Origin of the sequence: Shewanella sp. SM95 (assembly GCF_025653595.1) — a bacterium.
Lineage (GTDB): Bacteria > Pseudomonadota > Gammaproteobacteria > Enterobacterales > Shewanellaceae > Shewanella > Shewanella oncorhynchi.
Genome location: NZ_JAKKSE010000001.1, coordinates 236,963 through 255,728 on the forward strand (window position 1 = coordinate 236,963; position 18,766 = coordinate 255,728).

Annotated in this window: 14 protein-coding genes; 9 read left to right on the forward strand and 5 right to left on the reverse strand. The window is 46.8% G+C overall.

What is annotated here, in order from left to right; translation table 11 throughout:
• Positions 1–183: 183 nt before the first annotated feature.
• Entirely contained in the window at positions 184–1,077 is an 894-nt protein-coding gene (locus tag L5M29_RS01130) for a LysR substrate-binding domain-containing protein (RefSeq protein ID WP_168824535.1), read from the forward strand.
• A gap of 84 nt (positions 1,078–1,161) precedes the next feature.
• Here L5M29_RS01130 and L5M29_RS01135 read toward each other — a convergent pair whose 3' ends face one another.
• Positions 1,162–2,907 (reverse strand): bifunctional metallophosphatase/5'-nucleotidase, encoded by a 1,746-nt coding sequence (locus L5M29_RS01135; protein ID WP_219250961.1) that lies wholly within the window; start codon positions 2,905–2,907, stop codon positions 1,162–1,164.
• Positions 2,908–3,051: 144 nt separating this feature from the next.
• On the reverse strand, positions 3,052–4,143 hold the full coding sequence (locus tag L5M29_RS01140; protein WP_028761257.1) for a CNNM domain-containing protein: 1,092 nt from the start codon (positions 4,141–4,143) through the stop codon (positions 3,052–3,054).
• Between the two features lie 151 nt (positions 4,144–4,294).
• On the opposite strand from L5M29_RS01140, the gene L5M29_RS01145 reads away from it, so the two are divergent.
• The 8 genes from L5M29_RS01145 (at position 4,295) to der (ending at position 13,269) form a co-directional block, all read left to right on the forward strand.
• Positions 4,295–5,416, forward strand: a complete 1,122-nt coding sequence (locus L5M29_RS01145; protein WP_028761256.1) for a bifunctional tRNA (adenosine(37)-C2)-methyltransferase TrmG/ribosomal RNA large subunit methyltransferase RlmN — start codon at positions 4,295–4,297, stop codon at positions 5,414–5,416.
• A 32-nt stretch (positions 5,417–5,448) separates the two neighbouring features.
• Positions 5,449–6,237, forward strand: a complete 789-nt coding sequence (gene pilW, locus L5M29_RS01150) for a type IV pilus biogenesis/stability protein PilW (protein WP_028761255.1) — start codon at positions 5,449–5,451, stop codon at positions 6,235–6,237.
• Entirely contained in the window at positions 6,234–7,304 is a 1,071-nt protein-coding gene (locus L5M29_RS01155; protein WP_219250960.1) for a RodZ domain-containing protein, read from the forward strand. The genes pilW and L5M29_RS01155 overlap by 4 nt, the downstream gene beginning before the upstream one ends.
• A gap of 48 nt (positions 7,305–7,352) precedes the next feature.
• Positions 7,353–8,468: a flavodoxin-dependent (E)-4-hydroxy-3-methylbut-2-enyl-diphosphate synthase gene (gene ispG, locus L5M29_RS01160; RefSeq protein WP_105251894.1), complete on the forward strand. Its 1,116-nt coding sequence runs from the start codon at positions 7,353–7,355 to the stop codon at positions 8,466–8,468.
• 144 nt (positions 8,469–8,612) lie between these two features.
• The gene (hisS, locus tag L5M29_RS01165) at positions 8,613–9,890 is read left to right on the forward strand and encodes a histidine--tRNA ligase (protein ID WP_113939438.1); all 1,278 of its coding nucleotides are present in this window, start codon (positions 8,613–8,615) and stop codon (positions 9,888–9,890) included.
• 13 nt (positions 9,891–9,903) lie between these two features.
• A complete protein-coding gene (locus L5M29_RS01170) occupies positions 9,904–10,524 on the forward strand; it encodes a tetratricopeptide repeat protein (RefSeq protein WP_113939439.1) in 621 nt (206 codons plus the stop codon).
• 11 nt (positions 10,525–10,535) lie between these two features.
• On the forward strand, positions 10,536–11,723 hold the full coding sequence (bamB, locus tag L5M29_RS01175) for an outer membrane protein assembly factor BamB (RefSeq protein ID WP_113939440.1): 1,188 nt from the start codon (positions 10,536–10,538) through the stop codon (positions 11,721–11,723).
• Between the two features lie 79 nt (positions 11,724–11,802).
• The gene (gene der, locus L5M29_RS01180; RefSeq protein ID WP_006082478.1) at positions 11,803–13,269 is read left to right on the forward strand and encodes a ribosome biogenesis GTPase Der; all 1,467 of its coding nucleotides are present in this window, start codon (positions 11,803–11,805) and stop codon (positions 13,267–13,269) included.
• A 241-nt stretch (positions 13,270–13,510) separates the two neighbouring features.
• Here the strand turns inward: der and L5M29_RS01185 are convergent, their stop codons facing one another.
• The 3 genes from L5M29_RS01185 to L5M29_RS01195 all read right to left on the reverse strand — a co-directional run bounded on the left by L5M29_RS01185 (position 13,511) and on the right by L5M29_RS01195 (position 18,712).
• A complete protein-coding gene (locus tag L5M29_RS01185; RefSeq protein WP_263165753.1) occupies positions 13,511–16,633 on the reverse strand; it encodes an NAD(P)-binding protein in 3,123 nt (1,040 codons plus the stop codon).
• 237 nt (positions 16,634–16,870) lie between these two features.
• Positions 16,871–17,032, reverse strand: a complete 162-nt coding sequence (locus L5M29_RS01190) for a hypothetical protein (protein ID WP_006080915.1) — start codon at positions 17,030–17,032, stop codon at positions 16,871–16,873.
• 288 nt (positions 17,033–17,320) lie between these two features.
• On the reverse strand, positions 17,321–18,712 hold the full coding sequence (locus L5M29_RS01195; protein ID WP_263165754.1) for an RsmB/NOP family class I SAM-dependent RNA methyltransferase: 1,392 nt from the start codon (positions 18,710–18,712) through the stop codon (positions 17,321–17,323).
• Positions 18,713–18,766 lie beyond the last annotated feature (54 nt).

The following is an 18,766-nucleotide window of genomic DNA, read 5'->3' on the forward strand; positions in this document are numbered from 1 at the left end:
GGGATATTCCTCATTTCAAATTATTTAACGAATAGTTAAGTGTATTGTTCACTCAGTCTTAAGTCAGTTTGGCTGTAGTTCCGCAGAACCTCTCCATTGCTAAGCAGTGTAGACTTGACCTTTGGCAAAGAAAATCGGAACATTTTCAATGTCTACTTCAAATAATTTGAATATGAGGTTTTTATGTTGCCATCTATTAGTCTCGATGGATTAATCGTGCTCGATGCCATTGATAAGAAAGGCAGTTTTTCCGCTGCTGCCGAGTCTTTGTTTCGGGTGCCGTCGGCACTGACCTACACAGTGCAGAAACTGGAAAGCGATTTAGGCACAAAATTATTTGAACGTAAGGGCCAGCGCGCCGAGCTGACCTTAGTCGGTCAACTTGTACTGCGCCAAGGCCGAGAAATCCTTGCGGCAACATCAAGGCTCGAAGAGGCGGTGCGTCAACTCGAGACAGGCTGGGAGTCTTCATTGACCTTAGCTATAGATACAGTGGTGCCGGATTTACCTCTGCTGCAGTTGATTGGTGAGTTTACTGAGCTGGGTAAGCAAGTGACTGTGAATATCAGCGAAGAGTCCTTAGGTGGTGGTTGGGATGCGCTCTATTCTGGCCGTGCCGATATCGCTATCGGCGTAACAGGGGAGTTGCCCAAAGGCCAATATCATGTGGTTGAAATTGGGGAGTTGGAGTTTGTATTTGCTTTAAATCCCGCGCACCCATTGGCGCAACATGCAGGTCCAATTCCGACCGAGGCATTGCTGCAATTTCCTTCTATTGTGGTGGCAGATAGTTCGACTGCCCTAGCACAGCGATCAAGTGGTTTATTTGATAGTCGCCAAGTGATCCGTGTGCCGAACATGCAGACCAAAATTAAGGCGCAGCAATTGGGATTAGGTGTGGGTTACATTCCAAAGCACTTGATCTTAGATGCGTTGGCGGCGGGAAGCCTAGTGGCTTGTCATGTGGAAATGCCGCGCCCAACTCAAGCTGTGTTTATGGCATGGCGTAAATATGCTGAAGGCAAGGCGCAGGATTGGTTTACTGCACGTTTACCGCAATGTGATTGGCAATTTTAAGCTCAGGTTTGGTTAGTGCTTTGTAAGCAGCCACTCACTTTGTTCCTCACAGCATTAATGCTTACGCCATGAGGAGCATAGCGCCTAACCTATACGTTGGCTGTGGCTGGTGTAATGCACATGCTGTGACAATAAATCAGACAGATTCGGTGAGCGATTCAAGAATCGAATAAAGGCCTGTGGCAAAGTCAGTGACTCCATCGACTCCTGCCAGCGGGCTTGCAGCAATGGAGAATAACCTTCTTTACCAGCGGCGGTATAAGATGTTGAAACTCCTACGTAAAGTGACTCAGGTTCAACGGGATACCATAGTGATTGGCTGTCCTGCTGCATCATCTCCAATCTAAATAAACGCTCACCCAGTGGGCGTCGCCCATCGTAGTAATACCGTAGGCCGTAAGTGTAGGGGAAGCTTCCAGCACCTGTACCACGGACACTGTTGTTGGTTGCCGCGTTAATCGCCGATTCGAGCGCTTGATAGAGGAACTGGCCTTGAATTTCATATTTAACTAATGGCAATTCGAAGGGCAGCAACTGCCCCATCACATCCGCTAGCGTCAACTGACCTTGGGCCACTGACTGGCGTACACCGCCGGCATTATGCAGAGCAAAGTTCACCCTAGGGTCGACCAGTTTGGCTTCTTGGAACATGCTGCGACTCACCCAAGGTGCTATTTCACTGCCGTGGGGCAGGGCTTTAGAGGGTAAGCGGGTATGGACTAAGTTCTTCGGCACCAGTGCTAACACTTTGTTTTCCATCTCTGCGATAGCGGGTTTGTAGATATCTCGGATCACGCCATCGATATCGGCATCGGCATCATCCCAAAAGATATTCGGATGCTGATTAAGCTGCTGGCGCACAGCTTGGTAATCTTGGTTATCGACTGCCGTGTTAGCACTTAAGATAAAGTGTTGATCTAGCATGAAGTAGTTGCCGCCTGTTAAGCTCAGCATTTTACCTTCAGCGTCAAATACTACCTCGGCCAAGCCGACGACTTCGGCATACTTACCCGCATGCACTATGGGCGTGTTATTGATGACTTCACCGTAGGGCAGGTTGCTCAAACCTAAGGCGCGAAAATCCCCCTGTAGCGTATGCGTGTGACCGCCGACGATAAGGCTAATACCATCGACTTCGGCCGCGAGGCGTTTATCCTGATCTAAGCCTAAGTGACTGAGCACGATAATATGCTTAATACCTTGATTTTTAAGGTGCTCAACCGTGCGCGCGGTAGTGGCGATAGCATCGACAAAATGGGTGTCGGGATCGGGACGAGCGATCTCTTTCATCTGATCTAAGGTAATACCGACAATGGCTAATGTCTTATCGTGGAAGGGCTTAAGCAGGTATTTCGCGCGTTTTTGCTCATGATCATAATCCAAGATATTAGGCAAACCCCGCAGACAACCGGGTTTGTTGAGATCTTCTTGGCTTAAATCCATATTGCCCGCAAGCAATGGGAAATCAATTTGCTTGGCAAACTCGGCAAGTCTGGCGTTACCTTCATCGATATCGTGGTTGCCAATGACCATAGCATCAGGTGCCAACAGATTGAGTAAGTGGGCGTTGGCCTTACCTTTAAAATGGCTGAAATACAGCGTGCCCTGGAAGCTGTCACCACCATGCAGGAAAATAAAAGGCGTATTAGTTTGTGCAGCGGTGTGACGCGCTTTTGTGATGTGATGGCCGATGCGGGCATAACCACCGCTATGGCTGGTCACATCTAGCTTATGTTGGCCTATGTTAAGGCTAAATTGGACGCGGCAGGGTTCAAAATTCGAATGGGTGTCATTAATGTGCGCGAGTGAGAGTGTGTAGCTCTGTGTCATAACTTACCTCTATTACGGCGGGTGAGTATATACCCAAGCAACCTGAAAATGCGAGTTTCAGAGGGTTCTGAGTCATCCGCATTCTAAAAGAATAAAGGGAGCTAGGCTCCCTTTATATTAACAAGCACTAAACTTGGTTAGCCTTCAGCCGGATTTGGCTTCGTCATCATCGGATGCGGCTTCAAAATCACCGTCATCGGATAGGCGAATGCCTTTTTGCTTCATGCGCTTAGTCCAAAGTTTACGTGCCAATTGCTGCATATCGGTCGCTGGGTCGTTTAGATCGACAATCTCTAATCCTAACATAGATTCGATAATATCTTCTTGAGTTACGATTCCTTGGCTACTGCCGTACTCGTCGACCACCATCGCAATTTGGGTGTTACGTTTAATCATACGCTCAAAAAGTGGCAGAATTTTTGCGGTTTCAGGCACCACAAATAAACTCCGTTTAAGTTCACCAATCGGTGCTTCTGGCGTGTAACGCTCTGCTAGCAATACATCGGTGCGGGTAATGTAACCAATCACATCATCATGATCTTGGTCGTAAACTGGAATTCGGGTAAAAGGCTTGTCGCGGTATTGGCGCACAAACTCATTTTGGGTGAGATCTATGGGTAAAGAAAACATCACAGTGCGCGGCGTCATAATCGCCGTAACGGGCATATCTCGCACCTTCAGCATTTGCGTCAAAATTTTTGACTCTTGCTCATCAAGCTCACCGGATTCATGGCCAATTTTGGCCATAGCACTCATCTCTTGGCGTATGTAGTGGCCTTCATCACCTTTGCCCATTAGGCGAGTGACTTGCTGTGACATCCAGATCAGCGGTTTAGTGGTACGCTTCATCCACAGCACGGCAACAGAAACACTTGGTGCGAGGCGACGCCAATGGTTTGCACCCAATGATTTAGGAATGATTTCTGAGAAAAACAGGATAATAAAGGTTAATACGCCCGAGAAAACACCTAACATATCGTCACCAAATACTTTAGCCGCTTGCGCACCTGCAACGGCGGCACCGACGGTATGAGCGATAGTATTTAGGGTAAGGATTGACACCAAAGGGGCTTCGACATTCTCTTTCAATCTACGCAAGCGCGCGGCTGCGGCACTGTCAGTTTGTTCGAGTGATGCGATATAACTTGGGGTAACCGATAACAGAACAGCTTCGAACACACTGCACAGAAAAGAAACAGCGACAGCGACAAGCACTATAATGATGAGGGTTAACATATAGGTGGAATTACAACTCCGTATTTTAGGCCAATATTAGCCCTTGGAGATTCTATCATAGGTGAATTGAGTTACTGGCTAAAATTTATTTGCGTCTGTATAATTCGCCGCCCTGTTACAGGATCCGGTTTTTGGTGTTGAGGTTAGCTATATGAGTGAAAAGAAGATCAATTTATTAGACCTTGATCGTAAGGCGATGCGCGCATTATTTGCGGAAATGGGTGAAAAACCCTTTCGTGCCGATCAGCTCATGAAATGGCTATATCATTTCGGTGTCAGTGACTTCGAAGAGATGACCAACATCAACAAAGTGTTACGTCAAAAGTTGGCGGCCCGCTGCGAGATCGTTGCACCAGAAATTTCGAGTTTCCAAAAATCGACCGATGGTACGATAAAATTTGCAATCAATGTTGGCCAAGGCCAAGAAGTGGAAACGGTTTATATTCCTGAGGATGATCGTGCGACCTTGTGTGTATCTTCACAGGTTGGCTGTGCGCTGGAATGTACTTTCTGCTCGACGGGTCAGCAAGGTTTTAACCGTAACTTAACGGTTTCTGAAATCGTCGGCCAAATCTGGCGCGTATCGCACTTTTTAGGGTTTGCAAAAGACACGGGCGAGCGTCCGATCACTAACGTCGTGATGATGGGCATGGGTGAGCCATTACTCAATTTAGCCAATGTGATCCCTGCGATGGACATCATGCTCGATGATTTTGGTTTTAGTTTATCAAAGCGCCGCGTGACCTTATCAACATCAGGCGTAGTGCCAGCGTTAGATAAACTGGGCGATGCCATCGATGTGGCACTTGCTGTCAGTATTCATGCACCCAATGATGAGTTGCGTGACATTCTGGTCCCGATCAATAAAAAGTATCCGCTGGATGAGTTTTTAGCGGGTATTCGTCGCTATATTGCTAAATCAAATGCTAACCGCGGCCGCGTGACGGTTGAATATGTGATGCTAGATCATATCAACGACAGCACAGACCAAGCCCATGAGTTAGCTAAGTTAATGAAAGATACACCTTGTAAGGTGAATCTGATCCCATTTAATCCGTATCCAGGCTCGCCTTATGGCCGCTCATCTAATTCACGTATCGACCGTTTTTCTAAGGTTCTTATGGAATACGGTTTTACTGTCATTGTACGTAAAACCCGTGGAGATGACATCGATGCCGCTTGCGGTCAGTTAGCTGGCGATATTCGCGACAGAACGAAACGTTTAGCGAAAAAACGCATGCAAGAAAACCAGATTTCAGTCACAATGAATTAACTCTTTGTTTGCACAGATTTATAGGCTTGCCCATGAAGCATGGATTGCCAAGGTTTTCGTTGATTTTAAGCCTGTCGTTATTGATGACAGGATGCGTCACTGAGCGTACTTATACTGGGACAGATATTCCTGTTTCGGAACGAAAGTTAGACAAAGTCGCCGCCGCAAGAGAGCGGATGCAGCTCGGTTTAACCTATTTAAATCGAGGTAGCACGGAACAAGCCAAATACAATCTTGATAAAGCATTAGAATATGCTCCAGAGCTCGAAGATGTGCATACCGCTCTGGCTTATTACTATCAAACCGTGGGCGATTTAGTGCGTACCGAAGAGTCGTACATGAATGCCATTAGTACTAAGGACGCCTCTGGCGATTCCATGAATAATTTCGGGGTGTTTTTGTGCCAACAAAAGCAATACAACAAAGCTGAAAAAATGTTTTTGGCCGCAATTGAAATGCCCAAATATACGCGCACTGCCTCAAGCTATGAGAACTTAGGTCTTTGTAGTCGCGAAGCAGGACAAGCAGAAAAGGCACGACAGTATTTTCAGATGGCGTTAAAGTATGACCCGAGACGCTCGGTGTCATTACTGGAGTTGGCAGAGTTAGAAGTCGATCAAGGTGATTTTATTCAGGCGCGAAACCAATTAGCGCGCTATCACCAAGTGGCTGAGCAAACTCCAGAAAGTTTAGCGCTCGGGATCAAAATAGAGCAGGCAGTGAATGATGATGCCGCTGTGAAGAGATTTGGTATTTTATTGCTTGCCAAATTCCCAGCATCACCTCAGGCCAAGCAATACAGAGTTAATTTGCATCAATGAAAGATCATGAAACCAATGCGCCAGTTGAGTCGGTAGCACCGCAATCAGTCGCGCTAGATGTCACGCTTGGTACTTTATTAAAAGCCGCCCGCGAAAAAATGGGCCTTAGTATTCAAGATGCCGCTGTAAAGCTGCATCTACGTCCTCGTATTATTGAAGATATTGAAGCTGACAATTTTACAAATATTGCCTCATCGACTTATGTACGTGGCTATGTGAAAAACTACGCGCGTATGGTCAGTGCCGATGCGGCTTTGATTGAAGCTTGTCTTGTGCAGCAAGTGCCAGTCGTGACTGAGCCTGCAATGCAAAGTTTTTCACGCAAAACCACATATCAAGCTCGCGATACACGTTTAACTTGGCTGAGTATTTTTATCGTCATAGTGTTACTCGGTTCGTTAGTCGTCTGGTGGATGCAAAAAACGACTTTGCTGAGCACTATTGATGTGTCGCAACCCACGGCTGAAGAGGTCGCAGCAGCGAATCAGACGCTGCCAGGTGATGTGTTATTGACCGAAACGGATGCCAGTCCTCGTTTGACTGAGATTGCCGCAAACGGCTCAATGTCTATCGATGGTCCAATTAAAGATACTGATGCAAGCACTATTGATGTCAGCACAGGACCAACGGACAATAATTATCCTCAGACCGTTGATACGAGTAATGAAGATGGCGGTTCAGCAATCGCAGCCACTACGACAACGCCATCGGTTCCGCAAACGACAGCTCCTGTGGTCCAACAGCCTGTTAGTGCAACGCCTTCACCGACCACAACATCAACGACCACTGCCACTGCAGCAAGTACTTTAGTTGCTGTTGCAGGACAATCGATTATAGATGTCCAGTTGACGGGTGATTGCTGGATAAATATTGTTGATGCTAAAGGTAAAGCGTTAGTCGATGGTGTTAAAGGCGCTGGCGCAACAGTGCAAGTGAGCGGTGTACCGCCGTTTAAAGTCATTTTAGGTGCACCCCATGTAGCGACCTTAAGCTTAGATGGTCAAATTGTTAGCCTAGCGGATTTCCCCAAGGGACGAGTCGCGCGTTTAACCTTGCCTAAAGCCTAACGACCGCGTAATGATCTGCAGCACGTACCGAAATAGAGCGTATTAAGCATGTATAATGAAACTCCCATAAAAAGACGTCCTTCCACCCGCATTTATGTGGGTAATGTACCGATTGGTGATGGGGCGCCGATTGCTGTTCAGTCAATGACCAATACTAAGACCACAGATGTTGAAGCGACAATTGCTCAAATTCGTGCCTTAGAGAAAGTCGGTGCCGATATAGTGCGTATCTCTGTACCCACTATGGATGCGGCTGAAGCCTTTAAACTCATTAAGCAAGCGGTCAATGTTCCTTTAGTGGCCGACATTCATTTTGATTATCGCATTGCTTTAAAAGTTGCCGAGTACGGTGTCGATTGCCTTCGAATCAATCCGGGCAACATAGGCAATGAAGAGCGTATTCGTAGCGTGGTGGAATGTGCCCGTGACCATAATATTCCTATCCGTATTGGTGTGAATGGTGGGTCATTAGAAAAAGATCTAATGGATAAGTACAAGGAACCCACACCTGAAGCCTTGCTTGAATCAGCTATGCGCCATGTGGATATTCTGGACAGATTGAACTTTGATCAGTTTAAGGTCAGCGTTAAAGCCTCCGATGTATTTTTAGCGGTCGAATCTTACCGTTTATTAGCAAAACAAATTCGTCAACCCTTGCATTTAGGCATTACCGAAGCGGGTGGCGCGCGCGCGGGTTCAGTGAAATCGGCCGTAGGCTTAGGTATGTTATTGGCCGAAGGCATAGGTGATACCCTACGTATTTCCTTGGCCGCTGATCCGGTCGAAGAAATCAAAGTCGGTTTTGACATTTTAAAGTCGCTGCGTATTCGTAGCCGTGGCATTAACTTCATTGCCTGTCCATCTTGTTCTCGTCAAGAGTTCGATGTGATCAGTACAGTCAATGAGTTAGAGCGTCGCCTCGAAGACGTGACTACCGCCATGGATGTGTCTATTATCGGCTGCGTAGTTAACGGCCCAGGTGAAGCCTTAGTGTCGCACATCGGTTTAACGGGTGGGCACAATAAGAGCGGTTACTATGATGAGGGTGAACGTCAAAAAGAACGCTTTGACAACGACAACATTGTCGATTCCCTCGAAGCGAAAATTCGCGCAAAAGCCAGTCAAATGGCGAACCGTATTCAAATCAAAGACACAACTGAGTAATATGTACCCGCATTTGGGCATAGATTACGCCTAATGATGTTGAGCTAGGCCCCGAAACCGACGGGGTCGTTTTACGTTTTACGCTCAAAAGCCTATAATGCGTGACATTTTTATTAATTTAGCGAAATCGGACGAGTCGATACAGTGGCAAAACAGATCCAAGCGATTCGCGGAATGAATGACATTCTGCCAACTCAAAGTCCTCTATGGCAAAAAGTGGAAGCGGTACTACGTTCGAGCGTCAGTGCTTACGGTTACAGCGAAATCCGCACTCCAATAGTGGAAAATACCGATCTTTTTAAACGCTCTATCGGTGAAGTAACTGATATTGTTGAAAAAGAAATGTATACCTTCGCAGATAATAACGGTGACAGCTTAACGCTACGCCCTGAAGGTACCGCGTCGACAGTGCGTGCAGGTAACGAAAACGGTCTGCTATATAACCAAGAGCAACGTCTTTGGTATATGGGTCCTATGTTCCGCCACGAACGTCCACAAAAAGGCCGCTATCGCCAATTTAACCAATTTGGCGTTGAAGTGTATGGCATTGGCTCGGCTGATATTGATGCTGAAGTCTTGATGCTATCGGCACGCCTGTGGGAAAAACTCGGTATTAGCGAGCACGTCTCGCTAGAGCTAAATACCTTAGGTGATCCTGCTGAGCGCGCTGTTTATCGTGATGCCTTGATTGCGTTTTTAGAGCAGCATAAAGATGCGCTCGATGAAGACAGTAAGCGTCGCATGTACAGCAATCCGCTGCGAGTATTGGATTCAAAAGATCAAAATGTCCAAGCCATATTGGTTGATGCACCTGAGTTAATGGATTTTCTCGGTGAAGAATCGAAGACACATTTTTCACAATTGCGTGAACTACTTGATGCTGTGGGTATCAAATACACCATTAATCCGCGTCTAGTACGTGGTTTAGATTACTATAATCGTACTGTATTTGAATGGGTTACATCTAGTTTAGGCTCACAAGGTACTGTACTTGCGGGTGGTCGCTACGATGGTTTAGTCGCCCAGTTAGGTGGTAAAGATACTCCAGCGGTCGGTTTTGCTATGGGCTTAGAGCGCATTGTCTTGCTGCTTGAAACCTTAGAGCTGACCAAAGATATTCCGCCAGAAGTGGATGTGTATGTCACGGCCATGGGTGATAGCTGTCTGGTTGAAGCCATCAAGGTCGCGCAGGAATTACGTAACGCACTGCCAAACCTTAAAGTGATGAGTCACTGTGGCGGCGGTAACGTGAAGAAACAAATGAAGCGTGCCGACAAAAGCGGTGCGAGTGTGGCACTACTGATAGGTGAAGATGAACTTGCCGAAGGTATGGTTACGGTTAAACATTTACGCAATGACATCGAACAACAACGGGTAGCTCGAAGTGCCTTAGGCGCATTTTTGGCTGAACTGATCAAATAAAGGGGACGTGCGCGTGGAAATTTATAGCACAGAAGAACAACAAGTTGATGCTATCAAGCAGTTCTGGAAAGATTACGGAAATTCAATTTTAATCGGTGCCGTAGTGGGTTTAGGCGGCCTATATGCGTGGAATTATTATTCTGACGTTAAAGTGGCGCAAGCGGAAGAAGCTTCAAAAGCGTTCCAAAATTTGACCACTAAATCTGCCGATGAAGCCGCTATGCTTGCGGGTGTCGCCGAGTTTTCTAAAAATCACGATCAAAAGGGCTATCAAGCCTTGTTAGAATTGATCGTGGCCAAAACTGCGGTAGAAGCGAAGGATTATCCAAAAGCGATTGATGCTTTGAACAAGGTGATTGCGGCTAAACCTGGTGCTGGTTTAGATGTGATTGCGACTTTGCGTGTAGCACGAGTACAAGCAGAGCAAGGTCAAATTGATGCAGCTCTAGCGACCTTAGATCAAGTAACAGATAAAGCTTTCTTTGCTCAGCGCGATGAGTTGAAAGGTGATTTCTTAGTACGTCAAGGTGAAGTTGAGAAGGCAAAAACAGCTTATCAAGCTGCCATGGACAATGGTGGTGTGGTGACAAGCCCTGCGCTTAAAATCAAACTTGATAGCCTAAATCAGGCATAAGGGATCCCTTGATGAAGTCTTGGTGCAAAAACCTGCTAGCCGCTGGATTAAGTCTGGCCATGTTATCCGCCTGTTCGTCGAGCGATGTCGAAGAAGAACCGGTAAGTGAGTTAACTGCCATTCAGGCGACAGTGTTTCCTGAAGTGAGTTGGAGCACCTCTGTCGGCAATGGTGTTGGAGATTATTATTCTCGCCTCGCCCCCGCCGTTAGTTATGGAAAAATTTTTGCCGCCGACCGTTATGGTGAAGTGGTTGCCTTCGATGAGGCCACTGGCGAGCGCGTTTGGACTAAAGATTTCAGCGAAGAGTTTCGTGATAACGCTTTAGCTAAAAATAAAGGTGCGCGTATTGCTGCTGGTGTGACTGCTGCGCGTAATAAAGTCTTTTTAGGTGGTGAAAGTGGGCTGCTTGCTGCACTGAACGCTGAAGATGGTCAAGTGTTATGGCATGTCGTTGCGGGCGGTGAATTACTGTCTGCTCCCACTGTGGCCGATGACGTCGTGGTGGTCAGTACCAGCTCTGGTTCACTCGAAGCGTTTAACGTCGATACTGGCGCCAAGCTGTGGGTGTATGAAATGCAATTGCCGAATCTGACCCTGCGCGGTACAGGTTCTGCAGCTTACGAAGCGGGTGGTTTCTTCATAGGTACCGCCGATGGCAAAGTGGCTGTTGTGATTAAAAACAATGGTCAAGCTGCGTGGGAACAGGCGATTTACAATCCAACGGGCGGTAACGAGTTTACGCGTATGGCCGACGTGGATATGACCCCCTTGATCCTTGGCGACAATTTATATGTGGTGAGCTACAACGGTAACTTAGTGTCGATGGAACTGCGCACGGGTCGAGTTGTGTGGACACGTAAGTATTCTAGCTTTAACGAGTTAGCATCAGCGGGCCTAAGCTTGTACTTAGTTGACGATCACAGCCGTATCTACTCAGTTGATAAACGTAACGGTTTGGAACTGTGGAGTAATTCTGAGTTAGCTAACCGCACTCTGACATCTCCGGCTGTGTATAAAGACTATTTAGTTGTGGGTGATTTCGAAGGTTATTTACACTTCATCGATCGCAGTACAGGGACGATTGTCGGTCGTGTCCAAGTGGACAGCTCAGGATTATACAGCCAGCCGTTAGTGGTGGATGATAAAATCTATGTTCAAGGTCGCAGCGGAAAGTTGGCTGTTGTAACACTTCCATAGTTAAAAGTGTTATCCTTGCTGAGCCCCTGGAAGTGTGTTCCGGGGGCTTTTTATTGAAAAGTTTTTTAGAGGCAAAATCATGATCCCTGTAGTGGCCCTTGTTGGTCGGCCGAACGTAGGTAAATCCACCCTATTTAATCGTCTTACGCGCACGCGTGATGCGCTGGTTGCTGACTTTCCTGGCCTAACACGTGACCGTAAATATGGTCGAGCATTCTTATCCGGCTATGAGTTCATTGTGGTCGATACCGGCGGTATCGATGGCACTGAAGAAGGGATCGAGACGAAAATGGCTGAGCAATCCCTTGCTGCCATTGAAGAAGCCGATGTCGTTTTATTTATGACCGATGCGCGCGCGGGTTTAACCGCTGCGGATCTGTCGATTGCACAGCACTTACGTAGCCGTGAAAAAACCACCTTTGTGGTTGCTAACAAAGTTGACGGTATTGATGCTGATTCTGCTTGTGCCGAGTTTTGGTCTTTAGGTCTAGGTGAAGTTTACCAAATGGCGGCGTCTCAAGGACGCGGCGTGACTAATATGATCGAATACGCGCTGACCCCTTATGCCGAAGCGATGGGCATTGTGCGTCAAGGTGAAGACGAAGTTACTGAAGAGCGTGAATATACTGAAGAAGAAGCGGAAGCTGAGCAAAAGCGTCTGCAAGATTTGCCTATCAAGCTGGCGATCATAGGTAAACCTAACGTCGGTAAGTCAACCCTGACTAACCGTATTCTAGGTGAAGAGCGTGTCGTGGTATTTGATGAACCCGGTACGACCCGTGACAGTATTTACATTCCAATGGAACGCGAAGGTCGCGAGTACGTGATTATCGATACTGCGGGTGTTCGTCGCCGGAGTAAAGTACATCAAGTCATTGAGAAATTCTCAGTGATCAAGACCTTGAAAGCGGTTGAAGATGCTAACGTGGTTTTGCTTATCATCGATGCCCGTGAAGGTATCGCCGAACAAGATTTAGGTCTGTTAGGTTTCGCACTCAACGCGGGTCGCGCTTTGGTTATTGCTGTCAACAAGTGGGATGGTATCGACCAAGGCATTAAAGATCGCGTGAAGAGTGAGCTTGACCGTCGTCTTGGTTTTATCGACTTTGCCCGTATTCACTTTATTTCGGCGCTGCACGGTACTGGTGTTGGCCATTTATTTGAATCGATTGAAGAAGCTTACGACAGTGCCACACGCCGCGTCAGCACTTCTATGCTGACCCGTATTATGCAAATGTCGCAGGACGATCACCAGCCGCCATTAGTGAATGGCCGTCGTGTGAAGCTTAAATACGCTCACGCCGGTGGTTACAATCCGCCAATCGTGGTTATTCACGGTAACCAAGTGAGTAGACTGCCTGACTCGTATAAGCGTTACATGATGAACTACTTCCGTCGTTCATTGAAAGTCGTAGGTACGCCAATCCAGCTGCGTTTCCAAGAGGGTGATAACCCATTTGAAAACAAGACTGAGAAGTTGACTATGAGCCAAGAGCGTCGCCGCAAGCGCGCACAAAGCCATATCAAAGACAGAAAAACCAAATAGTGTTTTTTACCAGACACATTTGAAACAAAAGGAACCTTAGGGTTCCTTTTGTGTTTTAAGACTGTTTAATCAGGGTTTACATCAATATCAATGTCCTCTAGAGAGTAGATTCCAATAATTAGATTAAATATGGCTAGCAGATTAAACCAGCAACATACCTAACTTAATATCTCGAATATTTTAGACAACTGTTTGTATCGGTCGTGCTCTTTTGTTTAGCATTTAGCTGCTCAACAGGAACTTAGAAGTCTTTCTCGCCTTTTATTAAGGCAGGATGACCCGATATCGCTTTTGATGTGTACATTCCCGCCATCGTCGCCGCTTCGACGCAGCCTGCATTAAGGCCTGTCTTTATCCAATCGCCCGTCATATACAGGTTATCTATCCCTGTGCCATCTGTCGTGATGCGATACTGCGAGCTGTCTTTAACCGATAAGACATAACGTTCAGATGGGTCTACATTTGCGCGCCAATATTGGCTATCGAAGCGGGCAACACCTTGGCGGTCTTGTTCATCGTGTAACCATTCCCAAGGGAAGCTATCACCGACATTTTGCCAAAGTTTATGGATTTCGGTATTAAGTTGATGGATAGCACCCGCTTTAGCTTCTAAGGTTTTCCGTTGTTGGAAATCTACATCCGAGCTTGGTGGATAGGCCTCGACAGGCAATGCCGAGCAAAAGTAACTGGCATTTTTAGGTTCTAAGCCGCGCCAATCTTCTTTGTCTAGCAGTTGGTTCATCGATGCCCAAGTATCGAAGGGTTCGGTGAAGCCCGATAATACGGGCTCCTCGCTATCTTCAGAGTAATTAGGCCAGCCTATCCCATTCAGATCTTGGTTCATCCACAGTTGATAGGCTTGAGTGGCGACAGTTTGCACCTTATCAACGCAAAGCTTGAGGGCTGGGCTTTGTGCCATGACTTCACTCGCCACGTGGGGCACAGAACCTATGGATAGACCGAAGATCACTTTGTCGAAATCTACGCCTTTGACTAAACGCTTTTTCGGCAGGGCTTTGCCAAAGTGAGTTTCATACACGCTGTCCCAATCGCTCCAGAAGTGTTCAAGATTGATATTATGGGCTTTAAGCAGTGCCGATTGCTCAGGCTCAAGCTGCTCATAATTGGGCGTACTCGGCCAGCAAGCGAGACCTTTCACATCGACTAAAGGATCGTAGTTTGTGACAGTCGGCGCCAGAGCTACTTGCTCAGTGATCTCAATCGCTTGAATACTTTGATTACGGCATTCGAGATTATCAACTCGATTGAAGTAGTGGAAATTGACTCCGCGGCGTTTGAGCACTTCGTAAAAAGGTGTAAACACAACATCACCCATGCCCGCCTGCATTTTCCACATCACGCCACCTTGATAGCACAGGGCAATACGCAGCATAGCGCGGATAATTGTGCCCGCTTCGACATTGGGTTTGTCGAAGTTCCCTTTTTCATAGGCAAACACTAAGTCGTAAAAACCGCGCACTGGCGCACTGTCGACTGTGTACTTAAGGCTGGCGCCGTGTTTGGTTAACCATTCGCGATAATCATAGCCATTGATGGCATCAAAGCCTTTTTCAAATACATCGTCGGCAAACATGCCCTTGAGGATCGTGAGCCCCAGATCGGCGGCTATATATAAGTGGCGCAGTTCGTCATTATTATCTAAATGTCCGCTAAAACGTTTCACGAGTCTTTGATGCAGGGCATCGACAGCTGATTCTACAAAACCATCGTCACTTTCACTGTGTACATGCTCATCGCACTCGCGGCCAATCATTTGATTAAAATGGCATTCAAGCTTATCACCGAGCGCGTCGAGTGATTCTTTGGCATCTTCGACCGAATCCTCTAACTTATCTTTTAAGCGTTCAAACCAGCTGCTATCGAGCCAGTTTTTAGGTGTTCCCATGACTTTTTGATCTGCATCGAGCAGGTCATCCATGTCTTTGAGCCATTCTTTGATCCACGCAAAGGCGACTTTAACGACTTTCCAGAAGGTGAGGGTTTCGGTGCCATCACCTGGGATGCCTGGTAGCATTGGGAAAGTGATTGGCCAACTTACAGAACGGCCATCAACTTCTTCCTGTAAGACGATGAAGTTATGGGGTTTAAAGGCATCAAAAAAAGTCGCAAGCGGCGCGTTTGCTGGCCTATCCAATTCCTCATACGCTTTGCGCATTAAGGCAAACGCGTTTTGATAGAAACCAAACCAGATGTGTAAACCATGTTCTTCGATGCGTTGTCCCATAGCGGCATTGCGGCCACTAGCCCCTTTACCACCGATACGCCAGCCGAGTTGATAGACATCAATCTCATATTGATTCTGCCAGCCGGGTTTGTCGGTGAGATAACAGGCTGCTGTCATTGCCGCGACACCGCCACCGAGAATGGCTATTTTCTGTTTTTTGATTTCGGAGTTATCGACTAATACCTCGCCGGGCGGCACTTCAAAATCGAAGTTCACATGGTAAGGGAGTAAAACGTGCTGCTCACCAATCTCGACCCCGAGCGTATCCTTTAACGGGAAGCTGGCATTATTAAAAATGGTCGCGACAAAATCATTTTTTAGCAGGGCAACACTGTGCACTTTATTCACTTGGGCAGGCGCGGCGACGATGGCTTGATAAATGGCTTTTTGCCCTGACGAGTCGGGGAACTGTTTTAGAAATACTTGATCGATAGCGGGTTTAAATAACAGATGAAATAGCTGCTCTTCGCCAAGCTGGTCAAGTTCTGGAATAAAATCGGTTTGTTCTTTAAAGAGTTGCCAAGTTTGGGTTATCGCTTCAAGGGTTGAAAGCTGTGCCTCGGGTTTGGCATCGCAATTCACTTCAATTAATGGATGCAGGGCAAGTTCGGTTTCGGGTGAGAAATGTAAAAAACTTTTGGTCTCAAGGGATAATCGCGTCAGAGGCTCGCTAACCGCTGGCATAGTGTATTCACATAAATACTTAGGATAACCAAAGAGTTCTCTGCCATTAATTAAGGCCATGGCATCGTTCACCCAAATGTGTAGTGGCTGAAAATACACTTGGCTGATTTGTTTACTGTCGCTGCTATCTTGGCGCCCGACCATGACCCAAGTGATGATGTCCGTTTCTTGGATCCAGCCCTTAGCTCTGTCCTCTGGATAAGCGGAGTAGGCTTTTTCAATTTGAGTGAAGGTTGTCAGTACGTAGGGAGACAGCACCTTAAAATACATTGCGCTACCGGCAACTTGATTCAGGGTTTTATCGATAGAGCGTTGCAGGTTTTCCTGTTTCCCCTTAAGAAAAAAACCGTACATATCGGCTTTATTTAGCACTAAGGGCGAGTGCATCAACATACTGCCTTGGGGATAAATAAAGTCGGGGCGCTGTTTTTCCATGGCGTTCATCCTTAAATTTCAGTGTAAGTCCAATGATTTGGGAGTTATAGCCCAAAAAGCATAGGGCAAATAAGCAATTAAGCCCATTGATTTTACACTGGAATGATTAAGTATTTGAGGGGGGATAACGGGGTTGAGTAGCAAGTTGGATATTATCCAACTTGCTCAGATTTGGCAGGTTTAGCACAGAACGACTTTGTAAAACAAACCCGTGAGAGCAAGGGTACTTAGATTTAGTTACTTCGATTTATTTTGGTAGAAATCCACCTCTGTATTATCGTCCGAGTAACGTCGCTTAGTATCTCTGCGGCGCTGTTTCACGCGTTTATTCTTTTGCTTACCTTTGACGTTATCGCCCCATGGCGCATCATCGTCGTCAAATTCATAGGAGTGTGACATGGTCAAAATTCCAAAAATACCTGTGCCATTCGCAGCACCCGATCTTTTTACCCAAAGGAGAGATGAAGCTAAAGCGAAATATTTCATCACTGATGGTGAAAAGTTTTGTCCAAAGGCTATATCTTGCCACTGAAATGGCCGTATCTGAGATTTTAATGGGGAGTTTGTTGGTTATCCTTATGATAATTAAAGGATAAGTGTAATTATCATCAGAAATTATATTATATGATTGAAACTGGCACCCAGAATGAAAGGCGCCAAGTTTTGATACAAAATAATGAGTTAGTGTTACTTGACGCGCAGCATACGCGCGACAAACATACCATCACTATTAGCTTCAAAGGGCCAAACGGTCAACATTTCTGTTTGTTCACCCGTAAAAGGATGGCGTATCGGCGTGAGCGTGAACTCTGGATGTTGCTGTAAAAACGCCGTCACCACGTCTTGGTTCTCGAGCGGCGACAAGGAACATGTGGCGTAAACGAGGATGCCGCCCGCTTTAACTGCGCGGCTACTGCGGCTTAAAATATCGAGCTGTAACGCGGCTTTATCGGCCACGGCTTCAACACCATCCAACCAACGCATATCAGGATTACGTCGCCAAGTGCCAGTACAACTGCATGGGGCATCGACTAACACACCGTCGAAATGATCCGCTGGTACCGGCAGGGCATCACTCTTCCAACGGGCCACGCTAATGCCGTTAAAGTGAGCTCTTTGGGCGCGTTTAGTCAGTTCTTCTAGGGCATTGGAGCGAATATCTGACGATATAATGCTGCCCGTGGAGGGTGTTTGATTATCAGCAGCCTTGGTCAGCATCAAAGACCGCAACTGCAGGGTTTTGCCGCCAGCACCACTGCAGGCATCCCACCAATGGGCATTGGGTTCTGGCGCGCAAATTTGCCCTATAACCTGTGAAGCCAAATCTTGGATCTCAATGTTGCCGTCTTTATACAGGGCGATTTCATTAAGATTCATACTCTTGCTGCCAAGGTTAATGGCATCGTTAAAGTAATGACCATAACTAGCATCGATACCGAGCGCTTGCAGTTGTGTCGCCGCATCTTGACTCGTGATCCCCTGTGCGCGGCCCCAAATCGGTGGGCGACTGGACATAGCCTCAATTAATTGCGCTTGCTGCGCCGCATCTACAGGGCACCGTTGCCAGAACCACTCGGGTAATAAGTCCTGTGGTTTAAACTCAGCCGCGGGAAATAAATGCTGCATTAGCGTGAGTTTGTCGTCGAGGCTTTTAACGGCAAGTGCTTGAGCCTGCTGATAATCGATAGGTGACTGCGATAACTCATGCCAAGCAGTGGCGATATCTTGCCAAGCATGGGCTTCCAATAATGCACTGGCACTTAGGCTGGCAAAATAAACGGCAGATTCTTGCTGATCGCCTAATCGCTGAAACCAACCCCACCAGCGAAATAGACTAAATAAGGATTCACGAATGACTTTACGATCCTTCGAGCCGTGTTTTTTATGTTCTCTAAAGTAGTTTGCCAAAATACGGTCGGCGGGCATTTTACTGCTTTGAATTTCATCGAATAACTGCTTAATTGTACTGGCGTAACTGAGCGCACGTTTTTGCGCTGGGGTGCTCGCCTCTGTATTTAACGCTGACGATGTGTTTGAGTTAGATGCCTTATCGGAAGAGAAGCTGCTTGGATTACCCATAAATTTAGCCTGAATTATGCTCTCTGTGGCTGCGCCTTATGTAGGAGGCATAAC

What these genes read in the sequence shown, in the direction of transcription:
- L5M29_RS01130 (WP_168824535.1), top strand. Translation starts at nt 184, where the DNA reads ATGTTGCCATCTATTAGTCTCGATGGATTAATCGTGCTCGATGCCATT.
- L5M29_RS01135 (WP_219250961.1), bottom strand. Translation starts at nt 2,907, where the DNA reads ATGACACAGAGCTACACACTCTCACTCGCGCACATTAATGACACCCAT.
- L5M29_RS01140 (WP_028761257.1), bottom strand. Translation starts at nt 4,143, where the DNA reads ATGTTAACCCTCATCATTATAGTGCTTGTCGCTGTCGCTGTTTCTTTT.
- L5M29_RS01145 (WP_028761256.1), top strand. Translation starts at nt 4,295, where the DNA reads ATGAGTGAAAAGAAGATCAATTTATTAGACCTTGATCGTAAGGCGATG.
- pilW (WP_028761255.1), top strand. Translation starts at nt 5,449, where the DNA reads ATGAAGCATGGATTGCCAAGGTTTTCGTTGATTTTAAGCCTGTCGTTA.
- L5M29_RS01155 (WP_219250960.1), top strand. Translation starts at nt 6,234, where the DNA reads ATGAAAGATCATGAAACCAATGCGCCAGTTGAGTCGGTAGCACCGCAA.
- ispG (WP_105251894.1), top strand. Translation starts at nt 7,353, where the DNA reads ATGTATAATGAAACTCCCATAAAAAGACGTCCTTCCACCCGCATTTAT.
- bamB (WP_113939440.1), top strand. Translation starts at nt 10,536, where the DNA reads ATGAAGTCTTGGTGCAAAAACCTGCTAGCCGCTGGATTAAGTCTGGCC.
- der (WP_006082478.1), top strand. Translation starts at nt 11,803, where the DNA reads ATGATCCCTGTAGTGGCCCTTGTTGGTCGGCCGAACGTAGGTAAATCC.
- L5M29_RS01185 (WP_263165753.1), bottom strand. Translation starts at nt 16,633, where the DNA reads ATGGAAAAACAGCGCCCCGACTTTATTTATCCCCAAGGCAGTATGTTG.
- L5M29_RS01190 (WP_006080915.1), bottom strand. Translation starts at nt 17,032, where the DNA reads ATGTCACACTCCTATGAATTTGACGACGATGATGCGCCATGGGGCGAT.
- L5M29_RS01195 (WP_263165754.1), bottom strand. Translation starts at nt 18,712, where the DNA reads ATGGGTAATCCAAGCAGCTTCTCTTCCGATAAGGCATCTAACTCAAAC.